Source organism: Pseudomonas sp. C321, assembly GCF_055407105.1.
Map to the genome: position 1 here is coordinate 428,300 of NZ_JBUZRB010000001.1, position 26,717 is coordinate 455,016.

The following is a 26,717-nucleotide window of genomic DNA, read 5'->3' on the forward strand; positions in this document are numbered from 1 at the left end:
TTACCCCTTGACTGCGCCGGCCGTCAGCCCGCGCACGAAATACTTGCCTGCGATCACATAGACCAACAGGGTCGGCAGCCCGGCGATCATCGCCGCTGCCATATCAACGTTGTATTCCTTGGCCCCAGTACTGGTGTTGACCAGGTTATTGAGCGCCACCGTGATGGGCTGCGAGTCGCCACTGGAGAACACCACGCCGAAGAGAAAGTCGTTCCAGATCTGAGTGAACTGCCAGATCAGGCAGACCATGATGATCGGAGTCGACATCGGCAAAATGATCAGGCGAAAGATCGTGAAAAATCCTGCGCCATCCAAACGTGCCGCCTTCACCAGTACATCGGGAATGCTGACGTAGTAGTTACGGAAGAACAGCGTGGTGAACGCCAGGCCGTAAACCACGTGTACGAACACCAGGCCAGCGGTGGTGTTGGCCAGGCCCATTTTGCCCAGGGTGAACGAGGCCGGCAGCAGTACGGTCTGGAACGGCAGGAAGCAACCGAACAGCAACAGGCCGAAGAACAACTGCGAACCACGAAAACGCCACATCGACAGCACATAGCCGTTCAGCGCACCGATGGCGGTGGAGATCAGCACCGCCGGGACGGTGATCTTGATCGAGTTCCAGAAGTAGCCGTCAACTGTGGCCCAGGCCTTGACCCAGCCGATGCCGCTGACCACCGTCGGCCAGCTCAGCAGGTTGCCGGTACTGATGTCTTCCGGCGTCTTGAAGCTGGTCAACAGCATGACCACCAGCGGCACCAGATACAGCAGCACGGCGAGGATCAGCACCGCGTAGATCGCGATGCGACTCAGGCTGATGGAGGATTTGTGGGCGAGACTAGTCATTGCGCTTGGTCCTCAGCTCGGAGTACAGGTAAGGCACGATGATTGCGAGAATCGCACCGAGCATCAGAATCGCACTGGCCGAACCCATGCCCATCTGACCGCGACTGAAGGTGAAGGAATACATGAACATGGCGGGCAGGTCGGACGAGTAGCCCGGACCACCGGCAGTCATCGCCGCCACCAGGTCGAAACTCTTGATGGCGATGTGCGCCAGAATCATCACTGCGCTGAAGAACACCGGACGCAGGCTGGGCAGCACCACTTTCCAGTAGATGTGCGGCATGCTCGCGCCATCGATCTGGGCGGCACGAATGATCGATTGATCGACACCGCGCAGGCCAGCCAGGAACATCGCCATGATAAAGCCCGAGGCTTGCCACACTGCGGCAATCACCAGGCAATACACCACACGATCAGGGTCGATCAGCCAGTCCAGGCGAAAGCCTTCCCAGCCCCAGTCACGCAACAGTTTGTCCAGGCCCATGCCTGGGTTGAGTAGCCATTTCCAGGCGGTACCGGTGACGATCATCGAGAGCGCCATCGGGTACAGGTAAATGGTGCGGATAAAACCTTCGCGGCGGATGCGCTGGTCGAGGAACACCGCCAGCAGCACGCCGATTACCAGGGTGATGCCGATGAACATCCCTCCGAAAACCGCGAGGTTCTTGCTCGCCACCCACCAGCGGTCGTTGTCGAACAACCGTGCGTATTGCGCCAGGCCTACCCATTTGTAGGACGGCAGGAAAGTCGAGTTAGTGAACGACAGAAGGAACGTCCACAGGATATAGCCATAAAAGCCCACCAGAACGATGAACATGCTGGGCGCCAGCACCAGTTTGGGTAGCCAGCGCTGCAGTGCATCGAACGGCGAGGCTTTGCTGAACACAGCAACAGAACTCATGGGGAAAATCCGCGCAAGGGGAAAATTACAAAGGCATTCCTTGTGGGAGCGGCGGTGCGCCGCTCCCATAGGGGTTTACTTGGCAGACTTGATCGCTGAGCCCAGTTGCTTGGCGGTTTGCGCAGGGTCGGCCTTCGGGTCGTTGATGAAGTTGGTCACCACGTCAAAGAACGCGCCCTGTACGGCCAGCGTGGTCGCCATGTTGTGCGCCATGCTTGGTTGCAGGCCGCCAGACTTGGCATCCACCAGGAAATCCTTGGCCGCAGTCTGGGCGCAGGAGTCAAAACCGTACTTGCCCATGTCGCTCAGCATGTCGTTACGAACCGGGATCGAGCCCTTGTTGATGCTGAAGACTTTCTGGAAGTTCTCACCCAGGACGACCTTGGCGATGTCCTGCTGACCCGCCGCAGTGCCCTTGTCTTTCTGCTTGAACACCGCCAGGGAGTCGATGTTGTAGGTGAAGGCTTTTTCGGTGCCAGGGAAGGCTACGCATTCGTAGTCCTTGCCGGCGACTTTCTTGGCCGCTGTCCACTCGCTCTTGGCCCAGTCACCCATGATCTGCATACCGGCCTTGCCGTTGATGACCTTGGCCGCTTCCAGGTTCCAGTCCTGGCCCTTGCCATCGGCGTCCATGTAGGTCGCGACTTTCTTCAGTTCTGTCAGCGCCTTGACCATTTCAGGACCGGTCAGGGTGGCGTTATCCAGATCGACCAGGGCTTTCTTGTAGCCGTCTACACCCATGACCGAAAGCACTACGGCTTCGAAAACGGTGCTGTCCTGCCAAGGCTGGCCGCCGTGAGCGAGCGCGATGAAACCCGCCGCCTTGAGCTTGTCGCCGGCTGCGTAGAATTCCTGGAGGGTGGTAGGATTTTTTTCGATACCGGCTTTTTTGAAGACTTCAGGGTTGATCCACAGCCAGTTGACGCGGTGAATGTTCACCGGCACGGCGACGTATTCACCTTCGTACTTCACGGTATCGGAGACTTTCTTGTCGAGCAGGCTGTCCCACTTCTCTTCCTTGGCAACGTCCTTCAGGACGTCGGTGTCGAGCAGCCCGGTAGACGCCCATTCCTGGATGTCCGGGCCTTTGATCTGGGCAACACCTGGCGGGTTGCCAGCGACCGCACGGCTTTTCAGCACGGTCATGGCTGTGGCACCACCGCCACCTGCGACGGCGCCGTCTTTCCAGGTGAAGCCGTCTTTCTCGACTTGGGCCTTCAGGACATCTACCGCCGCTTTCTCACCGCCGGAGGTCCACCAATGCACAACTTCAACCGTCCCTTTCGAGTCGGCGGCAAGAGCAGTGAGGGGAAACAACGAGGCAATGGAAATAGCGACGGCGAGGCGATTAATCGCGTTCATCTGAGTACCTTTTCTTGTTGTTATGCATGCAAGTCTGGTGCTTGCGCTGCATGGGATTCTAAACAGGGATTTTTGACTTGCAGGTAACAAAGGGACGCTCGAATGTCACCAGCTGGTTACATGGGCGCCCGTGCCCAGAGCGCTGGCCATGCTCGGGGATAAGGGGAGGCCGGGCAGCAGCACCGCTTGCCAGGCATGGTACAGGTCCGGCTTGCCGCCCCAGATCTTGCTGCTCGGCAGGTTTTTCGGGTTCAGTTCATGGTGCCAACTGCCATGGATGCGGTCGATAAAGCGGGTTTCACAGAACTCCCAGAACCGCCGATACCAGGCTTCGTAATGCAGCTCGCCGGTGCGTTTGAGCAAGACCTGTGCGGCGGCGCTGGCTTCGGCGTGGGTCCAGTGCAAACGCTCGCGCACCACCGGGCGTTGCTCCCAGTCGAGGGTGTAGACGATGCCGGGCGCGCCATCCACGGCCCAGCCGTATTCGCAGGCGCTGGCGAACAAACCCTTGGCGTCGGCCAGCAGCCAGTCGGGTGTAACCAGCCCGGCTTGCTCGCGCGCCGCTTCCAGATGCAGTACCAGCCGCGCCCACTCAAAGCCATGGCCAGGGGTGATGCCGTAGGGACGAAAGCCGTCAGCCGGGTTGTCTTCGTTGTAACCGCGCAACGGTTGCCAGTGGCGGTCGAAGTGTTCGATCACCATGAATTGATTGGTGCCAGCGTGGTTGTGGATAACACGCTCGACGATGCGCAGCGCCCGATCCAGCCAACGCTTGTCACCCGTGACATCGGCCAGGGCAAGGAAGGCCTCGGTGGCGTGCATGTTGCTGTTGGCACCGCGATAGGCTTCTACGCCGCTCCAGTCCTGCGAGAAGGATTCGAGCATCGCGCCCTCCTCCTCGCTCCAGAAATACTGGTCGATGATATGGATGGCGTCGTTGAGCAAGGTTTGCGCACCGGGTGCGCCGGCTACCACGGCAGAGCTGGCCGCCAGGGCGACAAAGGCATGCAGGTAGGCAGCCTTGCCGGTGTTGCCGTCGCAGGCGCCTGGGGTCGCGAACCAGCCGCCATATTCAGCATCCCGCAGCGGGCCGCTGAGGCTTGCGACGCCGTGTTCCACCAGATCGGCGTAACCCGGCAGCCCCATGGCATGGGCCATGGCGAAGCTGTGGGTCATGCGGGCGGTGTTCATGGTTTCCGCGCGGGCATTGGTGGGCAGGCGACCTTGGTCGTCGAGGTTGCCGAAACCGTCAGGGAGTTTGGAGGCCTTGGCGAACGACAGCAGGCGCTGGCCTTCGGCGGAGAGCCAGGCGTGATGGGCGGGTGCGTTCAGCCAACTGCTGGAAGGCAGCGGTTGCATGGTCATGATTGGCCCTTTTTGTTTTTGTGGGATGACAGGAGTCTAAACAAAGGGTGGGCGGGGGCAAGTAACGAAGGGGGCTGGAAATGTCACTGGCTGGTGACATGAATCGAACAGATCACTTGTGATGAGGGCTTGTTGTGGCAGGCCCCCTCGCCACAACAAGCCCACTCATTCAGGAGGTCATTGCCCGAGCGGCGTGACCTTGGCTGGCGCGTTGAGTTGCTGTTGCAGGTTCTGCACCTGGCTCTGCAAGGTGGTGATATTGCGGGTGGTCTGGATGCGGAACACATCGAATTCTTTGTTGGTAGGACCCTCGGAAGCAGCCGGACGGTTGTCCTGCTCGCTCTTGAGTACCAGTAGATCCTGCTCCAGACGGGCGATGGCTACCGTTGGATTGCCCTGTTTCTTCAAGGACGCTACATCGGTGCTCAGTTCCTTGACCTCGGCATTCACCTTGCCCGCTTCAACTTGAGCGGCTTTAAGCGTCGCCAGTTCAGCCGCCAGGGCTTTGGCCTGGGCTTGCAATTGCACATTGGCAGTCGCCAGCTCAGTGGTGCTGGCAGTCATCTGCGCCAGGCGCTTGTCCAGGTCGGTAGCCTGGCCGGCCACGCCTTGTTGCTGCTTGCCCTGCTCCAGCAATTGGCTTTCAAGCTGCTTGATCTGCATCTTCAGCGCTTCGCTGCCGTTATTGACGCTGGCCTCACTGGCCACCACCTTGCCGGAAATGTCCTGCAGGCGCCCTGCCGCCTCTTCGCTAATGCGCGCGAAGCTTTCCTGGGTCGCCACCAACTGCTGCCCCATCAGGGAAATCTGCTGGAAGCTCCACCAGGCAAGACCGGCGAAGGCGAACAACAGCGCACCAACCAATGCCCACAGCGGGCCGGTGCTCGCACTCTTGACCTTGACCACCGGTGCGGTTCGGGAGCGTACGGAAGTGGCCGGGGTCGGCACAAAATCATCGTCGTCCGCACTGTCGGCGCGAAGGCTCGGCACGTTGTCGAAGTCGTCGTTAGCATCGTTACGCATGAATCAACCTTAAACCCTTGAGGTAGCCACATGGAAAGCCCAGCGGCGGGAGTATAAACCCCTTGCACGTCGCGTTGATCGGCCATGAACCCGAAATTCGGCTCCCGGTGTATTGCCGGTTATTTGAAGGCCGCATCCTGAGCCTTCCACCAACTGCAAAACTCATCGAGAGCGGTCCACAGGCTGACCTTGGGCTGGTAGTCGAGGTAATGCTGGGCGCGGCTGATGTCGAGGGTGAAATCCTTGTTCATCACCTGCATCCCCAACCGTGACAGGGCAGGCTCCGGGCGCCCCGGCCACATCGCGCAAAACGCCTCGTTGAGCGCCGCAACGCTGTAGGACAAACCGTAGGAACGGTAACGGGTGACCTGAGGCAGTTCCATTTGCCGCATCACGTAGTTGACCACATCCCACACCGGCACCGGCGCGCCGTTACTGATGTTGTAAGCCTTGCCCAACGCAGAGCCCGTGGCGAGCAAACTGCTGAGCAGCGCTTCGTTGAGGTTGTGCACACTAGTGAAGTCGACCTTGTTCAAGCCATCACCGACGATCGCCAGACGATTTTTGCGCTGCATTTTCAACAGGCGCGGGAAGATGCTCATATCGCCGGCGCCCGTGACAAAGCGCGGGCGCAGGGCCAGCACTTCGAGGCCGAACTCCTGGGCGCCGAATACCTTTTGCTCAGCCAGGTACTTGGTGGCTGCATAAGGATGCTTGAAGCGTTTGGGCACTTGTTCTTCGGTCAGCCCCAGGTGATCGCGGCCATCAAAATAGATCGACGGCGACGACAAATGCACCAAGCGCCCGACCCGCTGCTTGAGGCAGGCTTCAACAACGTTTTCGGTGACCAGCACGTTGCCCTGGTGAAAGTCCTGGTAACGCCCCCAAAGCCCTACGGCGCCAGCGCAATGGACCACAGCTTCGACATCGTGGCACAGGTCGCGCACCAGGTCCGGATCATTCAAGTCACCCTGGATAAACTCGGCGCCGCGCCTTACCAAGTGCTCGACACCTTCGGCCCGGCGCCCGTTGACCCGCACGTCCAGGCCCTGCTCCAGGGCGAAACGCGCAAAGCGCCCGCCGATGAAGCCGCTTGCGCCGGTGACCAGAATTTTCATGTATTACTCCGCATTCTTTGGTTTTTCCTACCTGTTGCCTTGACGCTGACTGTCACTCCAAGGGCACCAGCAATTGGCCGCCGGCCCGGGCCAGATGCTCGGTCAACAAACCGAGCAATTGCCCGCCACTGCGCCAATGATGCCAGTACAGCGGCACATCAATGGGCTTATCTGGCAATAACTCCACCAGGAGACCGCGCTCAAGCTGGTCGCGCACCTGCAACTCGGGCACCAGGCCCCACCCTAAACCGGCTTCCGTCAGGCGGATAAAACCTTCGGAAGACGGGCACAAGTGATGCTCAAAACCACCGTCGACGCCCAAGGACGCCAGGTAGCGATGCTGCAGGAAATCGTCAGGGCCGAACACCAATGCGGGGGTACGCGCCAGTTGATCGGCACGCACGCCATCGGGAAAGTGCCGGGCGATAAATGCTGGGCTGGCCAGCGCCCGGTAACGCATCGCCCCCAGCAACAAACTGCGGGCACCGGCGACCGGCCGTTCACTGGCGCAAACACAGGCCGCCACTTCACCGGCACGCATGCGTTTGAGGCCAACGGTCTGGTCTTCCACCACAAGGTCCAGCAGCAGGTGCTGTTCGGCGCAGAAATCACCCACCGCTTGCGCCCACCAGGTCGCCAGGCTGTCGGCGTTCAAGGCGATGCGCAGGCGTTCGGGCATGCCCTCTTCGTCCAGCGCCGGGACCTGGCTTTGCAGGTCGCGCTCCAACAGCCGTACTTGCTGCACGTGGTTGAGCAACCTCCGGCCGATTTCCGTAGGCACAGGCGGTGTGGCTCGCACCAGCACAGGCTGGCCGATTCGCGCTTCCAACAGTTTGATGCGCTGGGAGATCGCCGATTGCGAGATGCCCAGCACTTGGGCACCGCGCTCAAAACCGGCTTGTTCCACCACCGCCGCCAGGGCGGAAAGCAATTTATAGTCGAACATCAGTTTCCCTAATGAGCGATCAGCAATATTGGTTTTTCTTATACAGCTTTGGGCCGGAGAATAGCCAGCATCGCTTCTTATCTTCAAGGATTATCCACATGGCTGGCGAAACCGCCCTGGCAACCCTGTTGCGTAGCATGAGCCCGCACCTCAATGACGGTGACTACGTGTTCTGCACCCTGGCCGACAACCGTATCCCGGAAGGTTGCGAGGTGATCGGCAGCTTCCGCGAGCAGGAAGGATTGACGGTAATCGTCGAGCGCCAGCAGGCCGAGCAGGCCGGGTTGCCGTTCGAATATGTGGCAGCGTGGATCACCTTGAATGTGCATTCGGCCCTGGAAGCCGTTGGCCTGACCGCGGCATTCGCCAGCGCCTTGGGCAAGGCTGGCATCAGTTGCAACGTGATCGCCGGTTACTACCACGATCACTTGTTTGTCGGCCGCGACGACGCTGAACAGGCAATGACGGTGTTGCGGCAATTGGCGGCGGACGCGGAGTAAACCTTATGTGGCAAAGCTATGTGAACGGACTGCTGGTGGCCCTGGGGTTGATTATGGCCATCGGTACACAAAACGCCTTTGTCCTGGCGCAAAGCCTGCGCCGTGAGCATCACCTGCCGGTGGCGGCACTGTGTGTGGTCTGCGATGCGCTACTGGTGGCCGCCGGGGTGTTTGGGCTGGCGACGGTACTGGCGAGTAATCCATTGCTGCTGGCGATTGCGCGCTGGGGTGGCGCGGCGTTCCTGCTGTGGTACGGCGCCCTCGCCTTGCGTCGGGCCTGTTCGCGGCAGAGCATGGGCCAAGGGGCAAACCAAAAGGTTCGCTCGTTGCGTGCGGTGATGCTCAGCGCTTTGGCCGTGACGCTGCTCAATCCTCACGTGTATCTCGACACCGTATTGTTGATTGGGTCGTTGGGCGCCCAGCAAACCGAACCCGGTGCCTATGTAGCAGGCGCCGCCAGTGCGTCATTCCTGTGGTTTTCCGCCCTGGCCCTGGGTGCGGCGTGGCTGGCACCCTGGCTGGCGCGCCCTGCGACGTGGCGCCTGCTGGACCTGTTGGTGGCGGTAATGATGTTCAGCGTCGCCTATCAATTAATAAGCGCCGTCTGATCTTAATTGAAGAGCATCCAAAAGACTTTGGAACCTCTATCCCACACAGTTGTTGCGTGGTTATGCCGCACCCCCGGTGCTATGATCCTGTCCCTGCGCCGCAAAGAGTACAAACTCCCCGGCGCTTGTTTGGCCGCCCGTGATCGGCCTTGCGCTCACCGCAACTGACCTGATTAGGAGAATCATCATGGCTTTCGAATTGCCGCCGCTGCCCTACGCACACGATGCCCTGCAGCCGCACATCTCCAAGGAAACCTTGGAATTTCACCACGACAAGCACCACAACACCTATGTCGTGAACCTGAACAACCTGGTGCCTGGCACCGAGTTCGAAGGCAAGACCCTGGAAGAGATCGTCAAATCCTCTTCGGGCGGCATCTTCAACAACGCAGCTCAGGTCTGGAACCACACCTTCTACTGGAACTGCCTGGCGCCAAACGCTGGCGGTCAACCTACCGGCCCGCTGGCTGAAGCCATCAACGCTGCGTTCGGTTCGTTCGACAAGTTCAAGGAAGAATTCACCAAGACGTCCGTCGGCACCTTCGGTTCCGGTTGGGGTTGGCTGGTGAAAAAAGCTGACGGTTCCCTGGCCCTGGCCAGCACCATCGGCGCCGGCAACCCGCTGACCAGCGGCGATACCCCGCTGCTGACCTGCGACGTCTGGGAACACGCTTACTACATCGACTACCGCAACGTGCGTCCAAAGTATGTGGAAGCGTTCTGGAACCTGGTCAACTGGAAGTTCGTCGCTGAGCAGTTCGAAGGCAAGACCTTCACTGCTTAAGCAACCCTTGCAGTAGAAAGAGCCCGGCAATTGCCGGGCTTTTTTATGCGTTTTATGCGGTCAATGTGGAACCCAATGAGTAGCTGCTGCCACCTAGTCGATGAGGAATAACCCTCTCATCCCTGTCGGAGATTTCACGATGTCTATGTCAGTATTAGCAGCACTCCCCGTGATTGGCGAGTTGGCCAAAGCGGCTGCCGATATAACCAAGTCGATCGCGCCCCTGATCCAACCCTTCGCCGATGTGGTAGCGAAAACATTGGGCGACACACTGAAAAACACAACCGCGGAGCAAAACAAGTCCGTAAATTTCGACGCCACGATAAAAGCTCAGAACAAGACCATCACGTTCAGCTGAGGTTCGAACCTCTAAAGCCACCGTTCCAAACCTGCCCATAAGTTACCCGTCTCCAGCCCCGCTACCGCGCAGGCGGATGTAAATCCGCCGCGCACCATCGCCCAGAAACGAGCCCGCGCGGTGTCAAACATGCAACTGCTTCAATGTCCCTTTGACTGCCACCACGGGATTGCCAATACTCATGGCATATTGAGGCTACCCGCATGGAACAAGGAATGACCCTTTGAAGCTGGAACTCAAAAACAGCTTGTCGGTGAAGTTGCTACGGGTTGTGCTGCTTTCGGCATTGATAGTGGGCGTGGCGCTGAGCGTGGCGCAGATTGTCTTCGACGCCTACAAGACGCGCCAGGCCGTGGCCGGCGATGCCCAGCGCATCCTCGACATGTTTCGCGACCCCTCGACCCAGGCCGTCTATAGCCTGGATCGCGAAATGGGCATGCAGGTCATCGAAGGCCTGTTTCAGGATGACGCTGTACGCATGGCCTCCATTGGCCACCCCAACGAAGCCATGCTCGCGAAAAAAAGCCGCGATTTGCAGCAATCCCCCAGCCGCTGGCTCACTGACCTGATTCTCGGCCAGGAGCGCACCTTCACCACACCGCTGGTGGGGCGCGGGCCCTACAGCGAGTATTACGGCGACCTGAGCATCACCCTCGACACCGCCACCTACGGCAAAGGCTTTATTGTCAATTCGGTGATCATCTTTATCTCCGGGGTGCTGCGAGCCCTGGCCATGGGCCTGGTGCTGTACCTGGTCTATCACTGGCTACTGACCAAGCCGCTGTCGCGGATCATCGAGCACCTGAGCTCGATCAACCCCGACCGCCCCAGCGAGCACAAGATCCCACAGCTCAAGGGCCACGAAAAGAACGAGCTGGGCCTGTGGATCAACACCGCCAACCAGTTGCTCGAGTCCATCGAACGCAACACCCATCTGCGCCACGAGGCGGAAAACAGTCTGCTGCGCATGGCCCAGTACGACTTCCTCACCGGCCTGCCCAATCGCCAGAAACTGCAGGAGCAACTGGACAAGATCCTGATCGACTCCGGACGCCGGCAACGGCGAGTGGCAGTGCTGTGCGTCGGGTTGGATGACTTCAAAAGCGTCAACGAGCAGTTCACCTACCAAGTCGGCGACCAATTGTTGCTGGCCCTGGCCGACCGTCTGCGCGCCCACAGCGGCCGCCTCGGCGCCCTCGCCCGCTTGGGGGGCGACCAGTTCGCCCTGGTCCAGGCCGATATCGAGCAACCCTATGAAGCCGCCGAACTGGCGCAAAGCATCCTCGATGACCTGGAAGCCGAGTTTGCCCTCGATCACGAGCAAATCCGTCTGAGGGCCACCATCGGCATCACCCTGTTCCCGGAAGACGGCGACAGCACCGAGAAGCTTCTGCAAAAAGCCGAACAGACCATGACGTTGGCCAAAAGCCGCTCACGCAATCGCTATCAGTTCTACATCGCCAGCGTCGACAGCGAAATGCGCCGCCGCCGCGAACTGGAGAAAGACCTGCGCGAGGCCTTGGGCCGCAATCAGTTTTACTTGGTGTATCAGCCGCAAATCAGCTACCTCAATCACCGCGTGGTCGGCGTCGAAGCGTTGATTCGCTGGCAACACCCGGAACACGGCTTGGTACCGCCCGATCTGTTCATTCCCCTGGCGGAACAGAACGGCACGATTATTTCCATCGGCGAATGGGTGCTGGACCAGGCTTGTCGGCAACTACGGGAATGGCATGACCAGGGTTTCACCGAACTGCGCATGGCGGTCAACCTGTCCACGGTGCAGTTGCACCACGCCGAGTTGCCGCGAGTGGTCAATAACCTGCTGCAGATCTACCGCCTGCCGCCCCGCAGCCTGGAGCTGGAAGTCACCGAAACCGGCCTGATGGAAGACATCAGCACCGCCGCCCAGCACCTGCTGAGCCTACGCCGTTCCGGGGCGCTGATCGCCATTGATGACTTCGGCACGGGTTACTCATCCCTCAGCTACCTGAAAAGCCTGCCGCTGGACAAGATCAAGATCGACAAAAGCTTCGTCCAGGACCTGCTGGACGACGACGACGATGCCACCATCGTGCGGGCGATCATTCAATTGGGCAAAAGCCTCGGCATGCAGGTCATCGCCGAAGGGGTAGAGACCGCCGAGCAGGAGGCCTACATCATCTCCGAAGGCTGCCATGAAGGTCAGGGCTATCACTACAGCAAGCCATTACCGGCGCGGGAGTTGGTGGCATACCTGAAACAAGCCGAGCGCAATAACTCCTTGATTCTGTGATGGATTTTTGCTCACTACACGGCATAACCGCTGTTGAGTAGAACGAGGCAGCGGCTATGCCGATGATGGCACTCCGTGGCGCGGTGCTGGGCCAGTGGCAAATCGATATTAACTATTTACAGCGTTAACCCTTTACAGAAAATGCAAATCTTTCGCATTATGTCGTAGTTTTGCGCGCAGCCATGCGCCCCCGATAATCTACCGAAGCAGGATGTTCGCCATGATTCGTATGCCCCTGGCCACCGCCAGTCTGCTGGCCATTGCCATTTCTCTCGCCGGTTGCGGTGAGGGCAAAGACAAGGCTGCTGCTCCTCAAGCACCTGCTGCAGCCGCCAGCACTACCGCACCCGCTGCCGGCACGGCAGGCCAGGTCGACGAGGCCGCCGCCAAGGCAGTGGTCGCGCATTACGCTGACATCGTGTTCGCTGTCTACAGCGACTCCGAGTCCACGGCAAAAACCCTGCAAGCCGCCATCGACGCCTTCCTTGCCAAGCCGAACGACGAAACCCTGAAAGCGGCCCGTACCGCCTGGATCGCCGCACGCGTGCCGTACCTGCAGAGTGAAGTGTTCCGCTTCGGCAACACCATCATTGACGATTGGGAAGGTCAGGTGAACGCCTGGCCATTGGACGAAGGCCTGATCGACTACGTCGACAAAACCTACGAACACGCCCTCGGCAACCCGGGCGCCACCGCCAATATCATCGCCAACACCGAGATCCAGGTCGGCGAAGACAAGATCGACGTCAAGGACATCACTGCAGAAAAACTCGCCAGCCTCAATGAGCTGGGCGGTTCCGAAGCCAACGTCGCCACCGGCTACCACGCCATCGAATTCCTGCTCTGGGGCCAGGACCTGAACGGTACCGGCCCTGGCGCCGGCAACCGTCCGGCCTCGGACTACCTGCAAGGTGAAGGCGCCACTGGTGGCCACAACGAGCGTCGCCGTGCTTACCTGAGCGCTGTGACCCAGCTGCTGGTCAGCGACCTGGAAGAAATGGTCGGCAACTGGAAGCCCAACGTCGAAGACAACTACCGCGCCACCCTGGAAGCGGAACCTGGCACCAACGGCCTGCGCAAAATGCTGTTCGGCATGGGCAGCCTGTCCCTGGGTGAACTGGCGGGCGAACGCATGAAGGTGTCCCTGGAAGCCAACTCGCCGGAAGACGAACATGACTGCTTCAGCGATAACACCCACAACTCACAGTTCTACGACGCCAAAGGCATCCGTAACGTCTACCTGGGCGAATACACCCGTGTCGACGGTACCAAGCTGACCGGCGCCAGCCTGTCCTCCCTGGTGGCCAAGGCTGACCCAGCCGCCGACGAAGCCCTCAAGGCTGACCTGGCTGCCACTGAAGCGAAAATCCAGGTCATGGTTGACCACGCCAACAAGGGTGAGCACTACGACCAACTGATCGCGGCAGGCAACGAAGCTGGCAACCAGATTGTGCGCGACGCCATCGCCTCCCTGGTCAAGCAAACTGGCTCCATCGAGCAGGCGGCCGGCAAGCTGGGCATCGGCGACCTGAACCCGGACAGTGCCGATCACGCGTTTTGATCGCCAAGGGTTGAGTGAGTGAATGAGGCGGCCTTCGGGTCGCCTTTTTTATGCCCGGTTTACATGGACTGCACCACAGGTAGAATGGCGGCCTTTCCTGTCACCCGAGTGGACCTCATGGCGTTGCCGACCTTACGGATCATCGGTTTCATTATCGGCATCTTCCTGATCACCCTCGCGATCGCCATGGTGGTGCCAATGGCGACCCTGGTGATTTTCGAACGCACCAGCGACCTGCCGTCCTTTCTCTGGGCCAGCCTGATCACCTTTATCGCAGGGTTGGCCCTGGTCATCCCCGGTCGCCCGGAACACGTGCACCTGCGTCCTCGGGACATGTACCTGCTGACAGTCTCCAGTTGGGTGGCCGTCTGCATGTTTGCCGCGCTGCCATTCCTGCTGACCCAACGCATCAGCTACACCGACTCCTTCTTCGAAAGCATGTCCGGCATCACTGCCACCGGTTCCACGGTGCTCAGCGGCCTGGACAACATGTCGCCGGGCATCCTGATGTGGCGCTCGCTACTGCACTGGCTCGGTGGTATCGGCTTTATCGGCATGGCAGTGGCGATCCTGCCACTGCTGCGTATCGGCGGCATGCGCCTGTTCCAGACCGAGTCCTCGGACCGCTCGGAGAAGCTCATGCCCCGCTCGCACATGGTGGCGCGACTGATTGTGGCGGCCTATGTCGGTATCACCATCCTCGGCAGCCTAGCGTTCTGGTGGGCTGGGATGAGCCTGTTCGATGCGATCAACCACGCCATGTCGGCAATTTCCACCGGTGGCTTCTCCACCTCTGACGAGTCCCTGGCCCACTGGAAACAGCCGGCGGTGCACTGGGTAGCAGTGGTGGTGATGATTATGGGCAGCTTGCCGTTCACCCTGTACGTCGCCACCTTGCGCGGCAACCGGCGGGCGCTGCTCAAGGATCAGCAGGTGCAAGGCCTACTCGGATTGCTGCTGGTGACCTGGCTGGTACTGGGCTCCTGGTACTGGTGGACTACCAATCTGCACTGGCTAGATGCGTTGCGCCACGTGGCACTGAACGTTACCTCCGTGGTGACCACCACCGGTTTCGCCCTTGGGGACTACAGCCTGTGGGGCAACTTCTCACTGATGTTGTTCTTCTACCTGGGCTTTATCGGTGGCTGCTCGGGCTCCACGGCGGGCGGGATCAAGATCTTCCGTTTCCAGGTGGCCTACATCCTGCTCAAGACTAACTTGAACCAGCTGATTCACCCGCGTGCAGTGATCAAGCAGCAGTACAACGGTCACCGTCTGGACGAGGAGATCGTGCGTTCGATCCTGACCTTCTCGTTCTTCTTCGCCATCACTATCTGCGTGATCGCCCTGGCCCTGTCACTGCTGGGCCTGGACTGGATGACCGCGTTGACCGGCGCCGCCAGTACCGTATCCGGCGTAGGCCCTGGGCTGGGAGCAACCATCGGTCCGGCTGGCAACTTCTCCAGCCTGCCGGATGCAGCCAAGTGGATCCTGTCCCTGGGCATGCTGCTGGGACGGCTGGAGATCATTACGGTGTTTGTGCTGTGCATTCCGGCATTCTGGCGTCACTGACGATCGCGGCACCCTCCAACAACCGCGCCCGGTACTCGCCGGGCGTGGCATCGAACCAACGCCGGAATGCCCGGAAGAAGTTGCTCGGATCGGCAAACCCCAACAAGTAGGCAATTTCCAGCAGGGTCATCGACGGCTGCGCCAGGTATTGCTCGGCCAGTTCGCGACGGGTGTCGTCCAGTAGGGTCTGGAAACTGGTGCCCTCCTCCTGCAAACGCCGTTGCAGGGTGCGCTGGGACAGGTGCAACGCCTGGGCCACCACCTCGCGCTTGGGTTCCCCTTGGGGCAGCAGCCGGCACAGCATTTGCCGCGCCTTGTGGGTCACCCGACTTTCCGAAAAGCGCGCCAGATACTCGCCGGCGAAGCGATCATGCAGCAACGCCATCGCCTCGTTCGCCGTGGGCAGTGGCGCTTCCATATCCGATCGTTCGAAGATCAGCGCGTCATAAGGGGCGTTGAACACCAGGGGCGCATGGAATGCCTGTTTATAGGGCTCCAGATCCGCCGGCTGATCGCCCTGCACCAGCACCTTGCGCGGTTGCAGGGTTCGTCCGGTCAGCCAACCGCATAATGCCAAGGCACAGGCCAGTGACGCCTCGGCACTTTGCCGGGTGGGTGGTAGATGGTCGCCGTGTACCGTAAGAATCAGCGCATAGCCTTCGGGTAAAAGTCGGAAACTCAGATCGGCGCTTTCGGCAATGATCCGCTGATAACGCACCAGGCGCATAAAGCCTTCAGCCAGGGTGCGGCTGGACATCAAGGCATAGCCAGCCACATGAAACGAGGCCGGGCGCACTACCTTGCCCATGTTCAGGCCAATCGCCGGGTTGCCCGACAGCTCCACCGCCCGCTGCCAGAGCCGGGTCATGGAGTCCTGCGGGAAGCGTGCATCAGGATCATCCAGAGCGGCGTAGTCCAGGCCAAGCTGCTTGAACAAGGCGCGGCAATCCAGGCCGTCCATCTCCAGTGCCTTGACTATCCCCATCGCCCAGCTTGCAGAAGTCGTTCGTTCGCTCATGGCGTTTTTTAACACGCTTTCCAATAAAGGTAGGCTGAAACCACAGCCAAGAACCCAAGGATACTAAAGTGGCATCTATTGTCACTGGCCGTTACCAGTGATGACTCTAGACTCAAATAAGCTCCCCGCCGAGCATCTGTCGAGCAGAACAATAAACAAAGGGCCATCCACCGTGGAAAACGTCAGACAATTCAAAAGCTTCGCCGAGTTTTATCCCTATTACCTGAGTGAACACGGCAACAGCACCTGCCGCCGCCTGCATTTTATTGGCACCAGCCTGGTGATTTTTATTCTGGCCTTTGCCGTGGGCAAAGGCGCCTGGTGGCTGCTGCTCGCGTTGCCGGTGGCCGGCTACAGCTTTGCCTGGATCGGCCACTTTTTCTTCGAAAAGAATCGTCCGGCGACCTTCCAGCATCCGCTTTACAGCTTGTTGGGGGATTTTGTGATGTACCGCGACATGGTTCTGGGCAAGGTACCGTTTTAGTCCACGCCTTAAAAACAATAAGAGAACCGCCGATGAACCAGCAGGCCCGCTTCACCCATATGCAGGACGGCACCCAGGAAGACTGGGCGATCATCGCCAAGGATTTCAGCGCCTATGCCCGGCAATTGCCGACACGGATTGTCGCGCACCTGCGGTTATTGGAGGGCGACTTCGGCGGTTTCCCGGTGGACCGCCTGACCCACTCGCTGCAAACAGCCAGCCGCGCCTGGCACGATGGCCGTGACGAAGAGTACGTGGTGTGCGCACTGCTCCATGACATCGGCGATACCCTGGGTTCCTATAATCACCCGGACATCGCCGCCGCTATCCTCAAGCCCTTCGTCAGCCCCGAAAATTTATGGATGGTGGAAAAGCACGGGGTTTTCCAGGGCTACTACTTTTTCCACCACCTGGGGATGGACCGCCACTTGCGCGAGCAATTTGGTGACCACCCGCAGTACCAGCAAACCATCGAGTTCTGCGCGCAGTACGACGCGGCGGCGTTCGACCCGGCCTACGACACCCTGGCGTTGAGCTTTTTCGAACCGATGCTGGCCCGGGTCTTTGCCCAGCCGAAGAACTCAATCTACAAGGCGGCGATGGAGCGCCAGGGCCAAGTGTGACCTCTTGTCACTTGCGTCTTTGCGATGAAGGTTCGTACATCCGCCGATATAAAAGTCTTTTTGTCATTTACAGTGCTGTATCCTGCCAAGGCTTTCTGAAAGCGCGGAATCACCTGCAATTGAAAAAACAGACCTTGCGAGGAGCGACGACGATGCACGAAATACCTAATCTCCCCTTCCCAAGCCTGCGCGAAACTGAGCAGCCAACCCCGCAACAGGCCGGCAGCGAACAGCCCCAGCCAAAAGAGGCAAAGCCAGTCGACAGCGAAAGCCAGGACTGAGCGCCGTACCCAGACCGTGTGGAAAGCGTGACATTGAGCGCTTTCCACACCGCCTGAACACCGTGAGACACCCGCCATGACCAACACCACCAACACCCCACCCGACAACGCCTTGCTCGACACTGCCTTGCAGATGGTCGATGTCTGGAACCGCCTCAGCGCGCAAAAACAGGCCCTGCTGCTCAAGCGCTTCGGCACCCAGGAAAACGCCCTTGCCGCCCTGGTAACCACGCAATTGCTCAAACCTACCGAGCGCTGACTGGCAGCTGGCATCCCAGGCCTTTGATCCGGGCTTTTTCGTTTTGCCGCCCTGCATCGACCAATGCATCGGTATCATAAGCTGCCTATCTTTTCCTGCTGCGACAGTGGACCTCTCCCCATGCCAGATACCCAGCGCCCCATGGCGGTCACACTGCAAGTTGTTTCCATTGTTCTCTTCACCTTCATCGGCTACCTGAATATCGGCATTCCCCTGGCCGTGCTGCCGGGCTATGTGCACAGCGACCTGGGCTTCGGCGCCGTCATCGCTGGCCTGGTAATCAGCGTGCAATACCTGGCCACCCTGCTGAGCCGACCGTATGCCGGGCGCATCATTGATAACCTGGGCAGCAAGCACGCAGTGATATATGGCCTGGCAGGTTGCGGCCTGAGCGGCGTGTTCATGTTGCTCTCGGCCTGGCTTTCGGACCTGCCGGCGCTGAGCCTGACCAGCCTGTTGATCGGCCGCCTGGTGCTCGGCAGCGCCGAAAGCCTGGTGGGCTCAGGCTCCATCGGCTGGGGCATTGGCCGGGTCGGCGCAGCGAACACCGCCAAAGTCATCTCCTGGAACGGCATCGCCAGCTACGGCGCCCTGGCGGTCGGCGCGCCGCTGGGGGTGCTGCTGGTCCGTCACTTCGGACTATGGAGCATGGGCGTCAGCATCATCTTGCTCGCGGTACTGGGCTTGCTGCTGGCCTGGCCGAAAGTGGCGGCGCCCATCGTGGTGGGCGAGCGCTTGCCATTCATGCATGTGCTGGGCCGCGTACTGCCCCACGGCTGTGGCCTGGCGTTGGGCTCTATTGGTTTTGGCACCATCGCCACCTTCATCACCCTGTATTACGCCACCCAACAATGGGACAACGCGGTGCTGTGCCTGAGCCTGTTCGGCGCCAGCTTTATCGGCGCGCGGCTGTTGTTCGGCAACCTGATCAACCGTATTGGTGGCTTTCGCGTGGCGATTGTCTGCCTGTCGGTGGAAACCCTGGGCCTGCTGTTGCTGTGGCTGGCACCGGACGCCCATCTGGCTCTCGCCGGGGCGGCGTTAAGCGGGTTTGGCTTTTCCCTGGTGTTCCCGGCATTGGGTGTGGAGGCGGTCAATCTGGTGCCAGCCTCCAGCCGGGGCGCGGCGGTGGGGGCGTATTCGTTGTTTATCGACCTGTCGTTGGGCATCACCGGGCCACTGGCCGGGGCGATTGCTGCGGGGTTCGGCTTTGCGTCAATCTTCCTGTTTGCAGCCATTGCGGCGTTTTGCGGGTTGCTGCTGAGCCTGTACTTGTACCGGCAGGCGCCGAAGCACCGTGAAGAGCGGCAAGCGACCTAGAAGTCGACCTTGCCGCGTCCGGCCTTGATGCTGCCGCGCTTGGTCTTGGATTCCAGGCGACGTTTTTTTGAGCCCAAGGTGGGTTTGGTGGGGCGGCGCTTCTTTTCGACCTTGGTAGCGCTGAGGATCAACTCCACCAGGCGTTCCAGGGCATCGGCGCGATTCTGTTCCTGGGTCCGGTATTGCTGGGCCTTGAGGATCAGCACACCTTCGCTGGTGATGCGACTGTCGCGCAGGGCCAGCAGGCGTTCCTTGTAGAACGCCGGCAGGGACGAGGCAAGGATGTCAAAACGCAGGTGCACGGCGCTGGAGACCTTGTTGACGTTTTGACCACCGGCGCCTTGGGCGCGGATGGCGGTCAACTCGATCTCGGCGTCGGGCAGGTGCACGTTGTTGGAAATCACCAGCATGGAAAGCAAGGTCCGTGGTTCAAGGGAGTCAAGGATACGCGAAGGCAGGAACGGACAAACCCGGCATATCGCCGGGTTTGCTGTGATGCAGGGGAGTTACTTCAGTTGCGAAACCTGCGCACTCAAATCCTCCCGAGCCTTGCGCTTATTCTTAATGATGTAGCAAACCCACATAAACGCCACCCACACCGGAATCGCATACACCGAAACCTGAATCCCCGGAATCATCAGCATGATGCCCAGGATAAACACCACAAACGCCAGGCAAACGTAGTTGCCGTAGGGATACCACAGCGCCCTGAACAGCGGCACCTGGCCGGTGCGGTTCATGTGTTGGCGGAACTTGAAGTGGGAGAAGCTGATCATCGCCCAGTTGATCACCAGCGTTGCAACCACCAGGGACATCAACAGTTCCAGCGCATGTTGCGGGATCAGGTAGTTCATCAGCACCGCGACAAACGTAATCACCGCCGACGCCAGGATCGAACGCACCGGCACGCCGCGCTTGTCGATCTTCGCCAGAGCCCTGGGCGCGTCACCCTGCTCGGCCATGCCCAGCAGCATACGGCTGTTACAGTAGGTGCCGCTGTTGTACACCGACAGCGCTGCCGTCAGCACTACGAAGTTGAGGATGTGCGCGGCGGTGTTGCTGCCCAGCATCGAGAACACTTGGACGAACGGGCTGCTGCTATAGGCATCGCCGGAGGCGTTGAGGGTCACCAGCAAGCTGTCCCACGGTGTAAGTGACAACAGCACGACGAGGGCGCCGATGTAGAAAATCAGAATCCGGTAGATCACCTGGTTGATGGCCTTGGGAATCACGGTCCGTGGCTGGTCCGCTTCAGCAGCAGTGAAACCGAGCATTTCCAGGCCGCCGAAGGAAAACATGATGATCGCCATGGCCATCACCAAGCCACCAACGCCATGGGGAAAGAAGCCGCCGTGTTCCCACAGGTTGGTCACCGAGGCTTGTGGCCCGCCATTGCCGCTGACCAGCAGGTAGCTGCCCAAGGCGATCATGCCGATGATGGCGATCACCTTGATGATCGCAAACCAGAATTCGGCCTCGCCAAAGACTTTGACGTTGGCCAGGTTGATCGCGTTGATCATCACGAAAAATACCGCGGCCGAGGCCCAGGTCGGGACGTCCGGCCACCAGTAATGCACGTATTTGCCGACGGCCGTAAGCTCCGACATGCCCACCAGAATGTAGAGAATCCAGCAGTTCCAGCCCGACAGAAAACCGGCGAATCCGCCCCAATACTTGTGGGCAAAGTGACTGAAGGAACCGGCTACCGGCTCTTCGACGATCATTTCGCCGAGCTGGCGCATGATCATGAAGGCGATAAAACCGCAGATGGCGTAGCCGAGGATCATCGACGGCCCGGCGGATTTCAGCACGCCGGCCGACCCCAGGAACAGCCCGGTACCAATCGCGCCACCGAGGGCGATCAGTTGAATATGACGATTTTTCAGGCCGCGCTTCAGTTCACCTGAATGCGAGTTGGGTTCACTCATGAAAAAGGCCTCACGCCAGGTTTGATGATGTTCGTTGCACGTTGCTACCCCGGTAACGTAATCAGGAAGCACCGATCAAACCCCAACACCGTAAAAAATCCGCGCATTGTACACCGCAAAACCCACTCGGACCGAACTCCGCGTTTCACCGGCCAGATATCTGCAGGTGTCTGTTCAGCACTCGCTGAGGCAAATTCGTGCGACAACAGGAAATTGGCGAAGGCTCTTTCCTGCTAACAACTCCCAGCTAGACCACTGTTTTCAATTGATAAAAACAAGCACGCAAAAACAGAAAAATTTATCCAAATGGAACCGTGTCAATATATTTTTTGCATTATGAAACACTCTCGCCTAGGTTCTTTCCACTTGCTCAACGAAGCCCGTTGGCATGTCTGTCCTCAAACAACGTCCTCTAGGAGATTCACCATGCAAGCACTGGAAACCGACCTGGAAACCGAACTGCAGCTCGACGATTGGTTTGAAGCGCCGACCCATGAGGCCGCCGTTGAAATGATGCAGGCCGATGCCGTTGTGCCATTTGGCACGGCGATGTGGCCTTTCTGACCTGATCAGCCATCCGGGCAGATGCGGTGCGCCACATCTGCCACTCCTACCGAAGGCTTTGAAGGAAGGACGTCATGGACAAGGCCCGCGCTGTTGAACATTTTCTCTACTACCTCGCCCATCACCCGGCCCTGACCGGCGTTCACCACCCCACCGTACTCGTGGGCTACACCGAGCGCTATGAAGCCATCACTCAGGCGATCACCCAAGGCAGTGCCGCCCGATTCAACTTCCAGCTGCAGCGCCTGGAGCTTGCGCCCAGTGAAGCCCTGGCCAAGTCCATCGAAGACTGCGACCTGTACATGTTTCTCTACGATTCCTCGACCTTGCCCAACCCGCGCGCCGAAGGTCCGGACTTTATTCGTGCCCTGCAAGACGTGATGGCCGAGCACTGGAAAAAGTCCCTGCTGCTCAAGGACTATGGCGACTATTTCTACGACACCTTCAGCGTCGCCCCACAGCGCATTGCCGACCTCAACGCCACGCTCATCCGGCGCATGTCCCAGGCCAGCGTGTTGAGCTTTACCGACGAACATGGCTCGCGCCTTGACGCGCCCATGAGCAGCATTAAGAAGTGGACCAATATCAACGGCGTCGGTAACCACGACCTGGCCCCCGGTGAGATCGCGACCCACAGCGAGGCCATCAACGGCCAAGTCAAGTTTGTTGGTACCTTCCTCAGCACCATTCCCTTCGCCCGCAAATACGGCGTGCTGCAATCACCGCTGGAATTGTGGATTGAGAACTCGACCATCTGTACCGTCGCCACTGATGTGCCGGGGCTGGCGGATGACTTCAACAAATACCTGAATGCCAACCCTTCCAACCGTCGGGTGGAGGAGCTGGGCATTGGTACCAATGAAGGAGTCAAGGATCTGTATGCGCGTAATGCTGGCTTTGAGGAGCGCCACTGCGGGCTGCATTTGGGTCTGGGCGGCGGCCAAAAAGGCAGCCATCACTTGGACTTGATCTTTGCCAGTGGCGTGTTGGCGCTGGATGACAAGCCGGTGTTTGACGGGGCCTTTGTGTTTTAGGACCAGCCACAAGCAAAAAAAAACGCCAACTCAAGAGTTGGCGCTTTTTTCTTACAGCTTGAAGCTTAACGCTTGCAGCTGCCCTTAAGGCTTCTTGCGACCAAAACCTGGACGCTGGCCGGAACCGGCCGGTGCACCACGACGCTTGCCCGATGGCGCATCATCCACCAACTTCAGCCCCGGACGCTTTTTCGGCGCGGGCTTGGCTGGGCGCTTGGTGCTGGCGCTGTCGGACGAACGATCCGTCGCAGGCGCACCACGACCAGGCTCGCCACGATTGCCGCGACCGCCAGTTGGCGCGTCACCACGGCCGGCCGGACGCGGCGTGCGTGGAGCACGTTCGCCGTCCTGACGAGCAGGAGCCGAAGGACGACGCTCGCCTTCAATGTGCGGCTCACGGGAGATACGACCGCCAGTCGCCGGTGCATCCAATGCCGGGCGCAAGGCACGAGGAGCAACGCGCTCGGTACGTGCCACAGGACGCGACGACTTGCGCTGCATGCGTTCAAGCTTATCTTTGCTCTTGGCGTTCATCTGCGGCATGGACACAGGCGTCAGGCCCACTTCGGCACTGAGGATGTCGACTTCGTACTGGCTCATTTCGCGCCAGCGGCCCATCGGCAGGTCGGAGTTGAGGAACACCGGACCGAAACGTACGCGCTTCAGGCGGCTGACCACCAGGCCCTGGGATTCCCACAGACGACGTACTTCACGGTTACGACCTTCCATCACCACGCAGTGGTACCAATGGTTGAAACCTTCGCCGCCTGGAGCCTGCTTGATGTCGGTGAACTTGGCCGGGCCATCTTCCAGCACCACGCCTGCTTTCAGGCGCGCGATCATGTCGTCATCGACTTCGCCACGAACACGTACCGCGTATTCGCGGTCCATTTCGTAGGACGGGTGCATCAGGCGGTTGGCCAGTTCACCGTCGGTGGTGAACATCAACAGACCCGTGGTGTTGATGTCGAGACGACCGATGTTGATCCAGCGACCTTCTTTAGGGCGCGGCATCTTGTCGAATACGGTTGGGCGGCCTTCCGGGTCGTCACGGGTGCAGATTTCGCCATCGGGCTTGTTGTACATGATGACGCGGCGCACCGATTCGGCGGCCTCTTCACGCTTGATGACCTTGCCATCGATGCTGATGGCGTCGTGCAGGTCGACCCGCTGACCGAGGGTGGCGTCAACGCCATTGACCTTGATCCGCTTCTGGGTGATCCAGGCTTCAACGTCGCGGCGCGAGCCGACGCCGATACGGGCGAGGACTTTCTGCAGCTTTTCGCCTGCGGGGCCGATTTCCTGGCTGTCTTTCTGGTCTTGGTCACTCATCTTAAGCACCTCCCGGTGTGTCGATTCAGGCTTGGCCTGAAGATAGTAAAAGCTGGGCTTCTGGCGAACGCATCGCCAAAGGGTCGCGAATCATACGCGTAAGGCACACGTTGCGCATCAAAGACTAGTCGATAAGTCGGGGCTCACGCGGCATTGCGCCGACCAGTGGTGCCTTTATGTAGGAGTGAGCTTGCTCGCGAAAAACCTGAGGGCGCCGTTGGGCATCTGATTTCCCGCGTTATCGTTCACGACCTTCGCGAGCAAGCTCGCTCCTACAGGGCACCGCGCTAGTCTTCGAATTCGCGTCGCTCGTTTTCGATGGCTTCGGCCAGGGCGCGGGCTTCGTCTTCTTCGTCGCTCAGTGGCGGTTGTTCGAGCGCCGCGACGGCAGCCAGGAGTTTCGCACGGGCTTCGGCGACGCCGAGGATGTCTTCTTCAGGCTCTGGCCCAGACTCACCATCACCCACCGCGCCATCACGCAGCAAATCGTCGAAGTCGGTTTTGATGCCCTGCTCCATATCGTCCAGTTCCAGCAACAGCGTATGGAAACTGGTTTCGTCCTTCGGCTCTTCCGGCTCGGCGCTGGCGTCCGCCAGTTCCTGCAAACTTGCCGGCACCGGTGCGTCGTCGAAGTCCAGGACCGGGTCCGGTTCCATCTCCCGCAGTTCGGCCAACGGCGGCAAATCGTCGAGATTTTTCAGGTTGAAGTGATCGAGAAACACTTTGGTGGTGGCAAACATCGCCGGCTTGCCGGGCACATCGCGGTAACCGACGATCCTGATCCACTCACGTTCCAGCAACGTCTTGACGATATGGCTGTTGACCGCCACGCCACGCACGTCTTCGATCTCGCCCCGGGTGATCGGCTGGCGGTAAGCAATCAGCGCCATGGTCTCCAGCATCGCCCGTGAATAACGTTGCGGGCGCTCTTCCCACAGGCGGCCAACCCACGGCGAAAACTTCTCGCGAATTTGCAGGCGATAACCCGACGCCACTTCCCGCAACTCAAAAGCCCTTCCGTCGCAGGACTTGCGCAAGATCTCCAGGGCCTTCTTGAACACCGGCGGTTCCGGGCGCTCGGCCTCTTCAAACAGTTCGAACAAGCGCTCCAGCGATTGCGGTTTACCCGAGGCCAAGAGAAAGGCTTCCAGCAGCGGGGCCAGTTCGCGGGGTTCTGTCAGATTCATCGATTCAGCTCTTTATTCGGCTCGCGCCCGCACGTGGATAGCCGCAAAAGGCTCATTCTGGACCAGCTCAACCAAGGATTCCTTGACCAGTTCGAGGATCGCCATAAAGGTCACTACCACCCCCAGGCGCCCCTCTTCCTTGGTAAACAGCTCGACAAACGGTACAAAACCGCCGCCCTTGAGACGTTCCAGCACATCACTCATGCGCTCGCGGGTGGATAAGGCTTCGCGGCTGACCTGGTGGCTTTCAAACATGTCGCCCCGGCGCAGCACCTCGGCCATGGACATCAGCAATTCTTCCAGGCTCACGTCCGGCAACAGCTTGCGCGCGCGGGCCTCCGGAGCATCAAGTTTGGGCACCACCACGTCGCGGCCAACGCGGCTCAAGCCGTCGATGCCTTCGGCGGCGGCCTTGAAACGCTCGTATTCCTGCAGGCGGCGGATCAGTTCGGCGCGAGGGTCATCTTCTTCCGCCTCGATGGTTTCCGAACGAGGCAGCAACATGCGCGACTTGATCTCCGCCAGCATGGCCGCCATCACCAGGTACTCGGCGGCTAATTCCAGGCGTACCGTCTGCATCAACTCGACATAGCCCATGTACTGGCGGGTGATTTCCGCCACCGGGATGTCGAGGATGTTGATGTTCTGCTTGCGGATCAAGTACAGCAGCAAGTCCAGCGGGCCTTCAAAGGCTTCAAGAAAAACTTCCAGGGCGTCCGGCGGGATGTACAGGTCCAGCGGCATTTCCATGACCGCCTGGCCGTAGACCATGGCGAATGGCAGCTCCTGCTGGGCGCCGGCCTGGCTGTCGACGGTTTCCACAGCCGACATTCAGGCCTCGACCATGAACGGCGTTGGATCGCCACAACCGACGCGGACCACTTCAGGCTCGCCATCGGCCAGGTTGATCACGGTAGACGCCTTGTTGCCGCCATAGCCGCCGTCGATGATCAGGTCGACGTGTTTTTCCAGCAACCGGCGCATTTCGTAGGGGTCGTACAACGGCTCGGTTTCGCCGGGCAGGATCAGCGACACGCTCATCAGCGGCTCGCCCAACTCCGCCAGCAGCGCCAGGGCAATCGGATGTTCCGGCACCCGTAGGCCGATGGTGCGTTTCTTGGGATGCAGCAACAGGCGCGGCACTTCCCGCGTGGCGTTGAGAATAAACGTGTAAGGGCCCGGCGTGTGGGCTTTGAGCAGGCGGAAGGTGCCGGTGTCGACCTTGGCGAACAGCCCCAACTGCGACAAGTCACTGCAAATCAGCGCGAAGTTGTGGTTTTTGTCCAGGTCACGCAAGCGTCTTACTCGCTCAACCGCGCTTTTATCGCCGATCTGGCAGCCGATGGCGTAGGACGAATCGGTGGGGTAGATCACCACACCACCGGCACGGATGATCTCCACGGCCTGTTTGATCAGGCGCGCTTGCGGGTTTTCCGGATGAATCTGGAAAAATTGACTCACGTTCTCT

General features: G+C 59.7%; 28 protein-coding genes and 1 pseudogene. 14 read left to right on the forward strand and 15 right to left on the reverse strand.

Annotated elements, in window-relative coordinates:
- The 7 genes from ACZRJ6_RS02005 to ACZRJ6_RS02035 form a co-directional block, all read right to left on the reverse strand.
- Positions 1-846 carry a carbohydrate ABC transporter permease gene (locus tag ACZRJ6_RS02005; protein WP_133099513.1) on the reverse strand — a complete coding sequence of 282 codons (846 nt, stop codon included), beginning with the start codon at positions 844-846 and terminating at the stop codon, positions 1-3.
- A complete protein-coding gene (locus ACZRJ6_RS02010) occupies positions 839-1,747 on the reverse strand; it encodes a carbohydrate ABC transporter permease (RefSeq protein ID WP_463966873.1) in 909 nt (302 codons plus the stop codon). The genes ACZRJ6_RS02005 and ACZRJ6_RS02010 overlap by 8 nt, the downstream gene beginning before the upstream one ends.
- Positions 1,748-1,822: 75 nt before the next feature.
- A complete protein-coding gene (locus tag ACZRJ6_RS02015) occupies positions 1,823-3,109 on the reverse strand; it encodes an ABC transporter substrate-binding protein (protein WP_149413781.1) in 1,287 nt (428 codons plus the stop codon).
- A 105-nt stretch (positions 3,110-3,214) separates the two neighbouring features.
- Positions 3,215-4,474, reverse strand: a complete 1,260-nt coding sequence (locus ACZRJ6_RS02020; RefSeq protein WP_463966874.1) for a D-mannose isomerase — start codon at positions 4,472-4,474, stop codon at positions 3,215-3,217.
- Between the two features lie 177 nt (positions 4,475-4,651).
- Positions 4,652-5,497 carry an ATPase gene (locus tag ACZRJ6_RS02025; RefSeq protein WP_463966875.1) on the reverse strand — a complete coding sequence of 282 codons (846 nt, stop codon included), beginning with the start codon at positions 5,495-5,497 and terminating at the stop codon, positions 4,652-4,654.
- A gap of 119 nt (positions 5,498-5,616) precedes the next feature.
- On the reverse strand, positions 5,617-6,615 hold the full coding sequence (locus ACZRJ6_RS02030) for an NAD-dependent epimerase/dehydratase family protein (protein WP_133099518.1): 999 nt from the start codon (positions 6,613-6,615) through the stop codon (positions 5,617-5,619).
- A gap of 52 nt (positions 6,616-6,667) precedes the next feature.
- Positions 6,668-7,561 carry a LysR family transcriptional regulator ArgP gene (locus tag ACZRJ6_RS02035; protein ID WP_463966876.1) on the reverse strand — a complete coding sequence of 298 codons (894 nt, stop codon included), beginning with the start codon at positions 7,559-7,561 and terminating at the stop codon, positions 6,668-6,670.
- Between the two features lie 98 nt (positions 7,562-7,659).
- Between ACZRJ6_RS02035 and ACZRJ6_RS02040 the strand changes: the two genes are divergently transcribed.
- The 7 genes from ACZRJ6_RS02040 to ACZRJ6_RS02070 all read left to right on the forward strand — a co-directional run bounded on the left by ACZRJ6_RS02040 (position 7,660) and on the right by ACZRJ6_RS02070 (position 15,219).
- Complete coding sequence (locus tag ACZRJ6_RS02040) at positions 7,660-8,061, forward strand: ACT domain-containing protein (RefSeq protein ID WP_463966877.1); 402 nt, start codon at positions 7,660-7,662, stop codon at positions 8,059-8,061.
- Positions 8,062-8,066: 5 nt separating this feature from the next.
- A complete protein-coding gene (locus tag ACZRJ6_RS02045) occupies positions 8,067-8,669 on the forward strand; it encodes a LysE/ArgO family amino acid transporter (protein WP_463966878.1) in 603 nt (200 codons plus the stop codon).
- A gap of 187 nt (positions 8,670-8,856) precedes the next feature.
- Positions 8,857-9,453: a superoxide dismutase gene (locus ACZRJ6_RS02050; RefSeq protein ID WP_463966879.1), complete on the forward strand. Its 597-nt coding sequence runs from the start codon at positions 8,857-8,859 to the stop codon at positions 9,451-9,453.
- Positions 9,454-9,592: 139 nt separating this feature from the next.
- Positions 9,593-9,811 carry a hypothetical protein gene (locus ACZRJ6_RS02055; RefSeq protein WP_133099522.1) on the forward strand — a complete coding sequence of 73 codons (219 nt, stop codon included), beginning with the start codon at positions 9,593-9,595 and terminating at the stop codon, positions 9,809-9,811.
- 223 nt (positions 9,812-10,034) lie between these two features.
- On the forward strand, positions 10,035-12,086 hold the full coding sequence (locus ACZRJ6_RS02060) for a putative bifunctional diguanylate cyclase/phosphodiesterase (RefSeq protein ID WP_463966880.1): 2,052 nt from the start codon (positions 10,035-10,037) through the stop codon (positions 12,084-12,086).
- Between the two features lie 220 nt (positions 12,087-12,306).
- Entirely contained in the window at positions 12,307-13,647 is a 1,341-nt protein-coding gene (locus ACZRJ6_RS02065; protein WP_463966881.1) for an imelysin family protein, read from the forward strand.
- Positions 13,648-13,764: 117 nt separating this feature from the next.
- A complete protein-coding gene (locus ACZRJ6_RS02070; protein WP_463966882.1) occupies positions 13,765-15,219 on the forward strand; it encodes a TrkH family potassium uptake protein in 1,455 nt (484 codons plus the stop codon).
- Here the strand turns inward: ACZRJ6_RS02070 and ACZRJ6_RS02075 are convergent.
- Positions 15,176-16,237 (reverse strand): AraC family transcriptional regulator, encoded by a 1,062-nt coding sequence (locus ACZRJ6_RS02075; RefSeq protein WP_463966883.1) that lies wholly within the window; start codon positions 16,235-16,237, stop codon positions 15,176-15,178. The genes ACZRJ6_RS02070 and ACZRJ6_RS02075 overlap by 44 nt on opposite strands.
- Positions 16,238-16,409: 172 nt before the next feature.
- Here ACZRJ6_RS02075 and ACZRJ6_RS02080 point away from each other — a divergent pair, with 172 nt between their 5' ends.
- From ACZRJ6_RS02080 to ACZRJ6_RS02100, 5 genes are all read left to right on the forward strand, one after another.
- Positions 16,410-16,721 (forward strand): Mpo1-like protein, encoded by a 312-nt coding sequence (locus tag ACZRJ6_RS02080; RefSeq protein ID WP_149413769.1) that lies wholly within the window; start codon positions 16,410-16,412, stop codon positions 16,719-16,721.
- 32 nt (positions 16,722-16,753) lie between these two features.
- Positions 16,754-17,344 carry an HD domain-containing protein gene (locus ACZRJ6_RS02085; RefSeq protein WP_463966884.1) on the forward strand — a complete coding sequence of 197 codons (591 nt, stop codon included), beginning with the start codon at positions 16,754-16,756 and terminating at the stop codon, positions 17,342-17,344.
- A 152-nt stretch (positions 17,345-17,496) separates the two neighbouring features.
- The gene (locus ACZRJ6_RS02090; RefSeq protein ID WP_256666316.1) at positions 17,497-17,625 is read left to right on the forward strand and encodes a hypothetical protein; all 129 of its coding nucleotides are present in this window, start codon (positions 17,497-17,499) and stop codon (positions 17,623-17,625) included.
- A gap of 76 nt (positions 17,626-17,701) precedes the next feature.
- Complete coding sequence (locus ACZRJ6_RS02095) at positions 17,702-17,884, forward strand: hypothetical protein (RefSeq protein ID WP_463966885.1); 183 nt, start codon at positions 17,702-17,704, stop codon at positions 17,882-17,884.
- Positions 17,885-18,004: 120 nt separating this feature from the next.
- The gene (locus tag ACZRJ6_RS02100) at positions 18,005-19,204 is read left to right on the forward strand and encodes an MFS transporter (RefSeq protein ID WP_463966886.1); all 1,200 of its coding nucleotides are present in this window, start codon (positions 18,005-18,007) and stop codon (positions 19,202-19,204) included.
- On the opposite strand, the gene arfB is transcribed toward ACZRJ6_RS02100, so the two are convergent.
- Both arfB and ACZRJ6_RS02110 read right to left on the reverse strand, forming a co-directional pair.
- Complete coding sequence (arfB, locus tag ACZRJ6_RS02105; RefSeq protein ID WP_133099531.1) at positions 19,201-19,614, reverse strand: alternative ribosome rescue aminoacyl-tRNA hydrolase ArfB; 414 nt, start codon at positions 19,612-19,614, stop codon at positions 19,201-19,203. The genes ACZRJ6_RS02100 and arfB overlap by 4 nt on opposite strands.
- Before the next feature lie 96 nt (positions 19,615-19,710).
- Positions 19,711-21,132: an amino acid permease gene (locus tag ACZRJ6_RS02110; RefSeq protein ID WP_463966887.1), complete on the reverse strand. Its 1,422-nt coding sequence runs from the start codon at positions 21,130-21,132 to the stop codon at positions 19,711-19,713.
- Positions 21,133-21,558: 426 nt separating this feature from the next.
- Between ACZRJ6_RS02110 and ACZRJ6_RS02115 the strand changes: the two genes are divergently transcribed.
- Positions 21,559-21,696: a hypothetical protein gene (locus ACZRJ6_RS02115; protein WP_178114440.1), complete on the forward strand. Its 138-nt coding sequence runs from the start codon at positions 21,559-21,561 to the stop codon at positions 21,694-21,696.
- A 74-nt stretch (positions 21,697-21,770) separates the two neighbouring features.
- Positions 21,771-22,730: a M29 family metallopeptidase gene (locus ACZRJ6_RS02120; protein WP_463966888.1), complete on the forward strand. Its 960-nt coding sequence runs from the start codon at positions 21,771-21,773 to the stop codon at positions 22,728-22,730.
- An 84-nt stretch (positions 22,731-22,814) separates the two neighbouring features.
- On the opposite strand, the gene rluB is transcribed toward ACZRJ6_RS02120, so the two are convergent.
- The 5 genes and pseudogenes from rluB to ACZRJ6_RS02145 form a co-directional block, all read right to left on the reverse strand.
- Positions 22,815-24,062, reverse strand: coding sequence for a 23S rRNA pseudouridine(2605) synthase RluB (gene rluB, locus ACZRJ6_RS02125; RefSeq protein ID WP_463966889.1), 1,248 nt, complete (start codon positions 24,060-24,062; stop codon positions 22,815-22,817).
- A gap of 177 nt (positions 24,063-24,239) precedes the next feature.
- Positions 24,240-24,362: pseudogene (locus tag ACZRJ6_RS02130) on the reverse strand (outer membrane lipoprotein carrier protein LolA); the annotation flags it as partial.
- Positions 24,350-25,249 (reverse strand): SMC-Scp complex subunit ScpB, encoded by a 900-nt coding sequence (scpB, locus tag ACZRJ6_RS02135; protein WP_463966890.1) that lies wholly within the window; start codon positions 25,247-25,249, stop codon positions 24,350-24,352. The gene scpB and the pseudogene ACZRJ6_RS02130, both read right to left, overlap by 13 nt.
- Positions 25,250-25,261: 12 nt before the next feature.
- Entirely contained in the window at positions 25,262-25,960 is a 699-nt protein-coding gene (locus ACZRJ6_RS02140) for a segregation and condensation protein A (RefSeq protein WP_177410104.1), read from the reverse strand.
- A 120-nt stretch (positions 25,961-26,080) separates the two neighbouring features.
- On the reverse strand, positions 26,081-26,710 hold the full coding sequence (locus tag ACZRJ6_RS02145) for an L-threonylcarbamoyladenylate synthase (protein WP_053257721.1): 630 nt from the start codon (positions 26,708-26,710) through the stop codon (positions 26,081-26,083).
- Positions 26,711-26,717: the final 7 nt, after the last annotated feature.

Coding starts and splice junctions, on each gene's coding strand:
- ACZRJ6_RS02035 (WP_463966876.1), bottom strand. CDS start 7,561: ATGTTCGACTATAAATTGCTTTCCGCCCTGGCGGCGGTGGTGGAACAA.
- scpB (WP_463966890.1), bottom strand. CDS start 25,249: ATGAATCTGACAGAACCCCGCGAACTGGCCCCGCTGCTGGAAGCCTTT.
- ACZRJ6_RS02055 (WP_133099522.1), top strand. CDS start 9,593: ATGTCTATGTCAGTATTAGCAGCACTCCCCGTGATTGGCGAGTTGGCC.
- ACZRJ6_RS02065 (WP_463966881.1), top strand. CDS start 12,307: ATGATTCGTATGCCCCTGGCCACCGCCAGTCTGCTGGCCATTGCCATT.
- ACZRJ6_RS02040 (WP_463966877.1), top strand. CDS start 7,660: ATGGCTGGCGAAACCGCCCTGGCAACCCTGTTGCGTAGCATGAGCCCG.
- ACZRJ6_RS02100 (WP_463966886.1), top strand. CDS start 18,005: ATGCCAGATACCCAGCGCCCCATGGCGGTCACACTGCAAGTTGTTTCC.
- ACZRJ6_RS02115 (WP_178114440.1), top strand. CDS start 21,559: ATGCAAGCACTGGAAACCGACCTGGAAACCGAACTGCAGCTCGACGAT.
- ACZRJ6_RS02070 (WP_463966882.1), top strand. CDS start 13,765: ATGGCGTTGCCGACCTTACGGATCATCGGTTTCATTATCGGCATCTTC.
- ACZRJ6_RS02095 (WP_463966885.1), top strand. CDS start 17,702: ATGACCAACACCACCAACACCCCACCCGACAACGCCTTGCTCGACACT.
- ACZRJ6_RS02050 (WP_463966879.1), top strand. CDS start 8,857: ATGGCTTTCGAATTGCCGCCGCTGCCCTACGCACACGATGCCCTGCAG.
- ACZRJ6_RS02075 (WP_463966883.1), bottom strand. CDS start 16,237: ATGAGCGAACGAACGACTTCTGCAAGCTGGGCGATGGGGATAGTCAAG.
- ACZRJ6_RS02020 (WP_463966874.1), bottom strand. CDS start 4,474: ATGACCATGCAACCGCTGCCTTCCAGCAGTTGGCTGAACGCACCCGCC.
- ACZRJ6_RS02090 (WP_256666316.1), top strand. CDS start 17,497: ATGCACGAAATACCTAATCTCCCCTTCCCAAGCCTGCGCGAAACTGAG.
- ACZRJ6_RS02005 (WP_133099513.1), bottom strand. CDS start 846: ATGACTAGTCTCGCCCACAAATCCTCCATCAGCCTGAGTCGCATCGCG.
- ACZRJ6_RS02015 (WP_149413781.1), bottom strand. CDS start 3,109: ATGAACGCGATTAATCGCCTCGCCGTCGCTATTTCCATTGCCTCGTTG.
- rluB (WP_463966889.1), bottom strand. CDS start 24,062: ATGAGTGACCAAGACCAGAAAGACAGCCAGGAAATCGGCCCCGCAGGC.
- ACZRJ6_RS02085 (WP_463966884.1), top strand. CDS start 16,754: ATGAACCAGCAGGCCCGCTTCACCCATATGCAGGACGGCACCCAGGAA.
- ACZRJ6_RS02025 (WP_463966875.1), bottom strand. CDS start 5,497: ATGCGTAACGATGCTAACGACGACTTCGACAACGTGCCGAGCCTTCGC.
- ACZRJ6_RS02030 (WP_133099518.1), bottom strand. CDS start 6,615: ATGAAAATTCTGGTCACCGGCGCAAGCGGCTTCATCGGCGGGCGCTTT.
- ACZRJ6_RS02010 (WP_463966873.1), bottom strand. CDS start 1,747: ATGAGTTCTGTTGCTGTGTTCAGCAAAGCCTCGCCGTTCGATGCACTG.
- arfB (WP_133099531.1), bottom strand. CDS start 19,614: ATGCTGGTGATTTCCAACAACGTGCACCTGCCCGACGCCGAGATCGAG.
- ACZRJ6_RS02120 (WP_463966888.1), top strand. CDS start 21,771: ATGGACAAGGCCCGCGCTGTTGAACATTTTCTCTACTACCTCGCCCAT.
- ACZRJ6_RS02045 (WP_463966878.1), top strand. CDS start 8,067: ATGTGGCAAAGCTATGTGAACGGACTGCTGGTGGCCCTGGGGTTGATT.
- ACZRJ6_RS02110 (WP_463966887.1), bottom strand. CDS start 21,132: ATGAGTGAACCCAACTCGCATTCAGGTGAACTGAAGCGCGGCCTGAAA.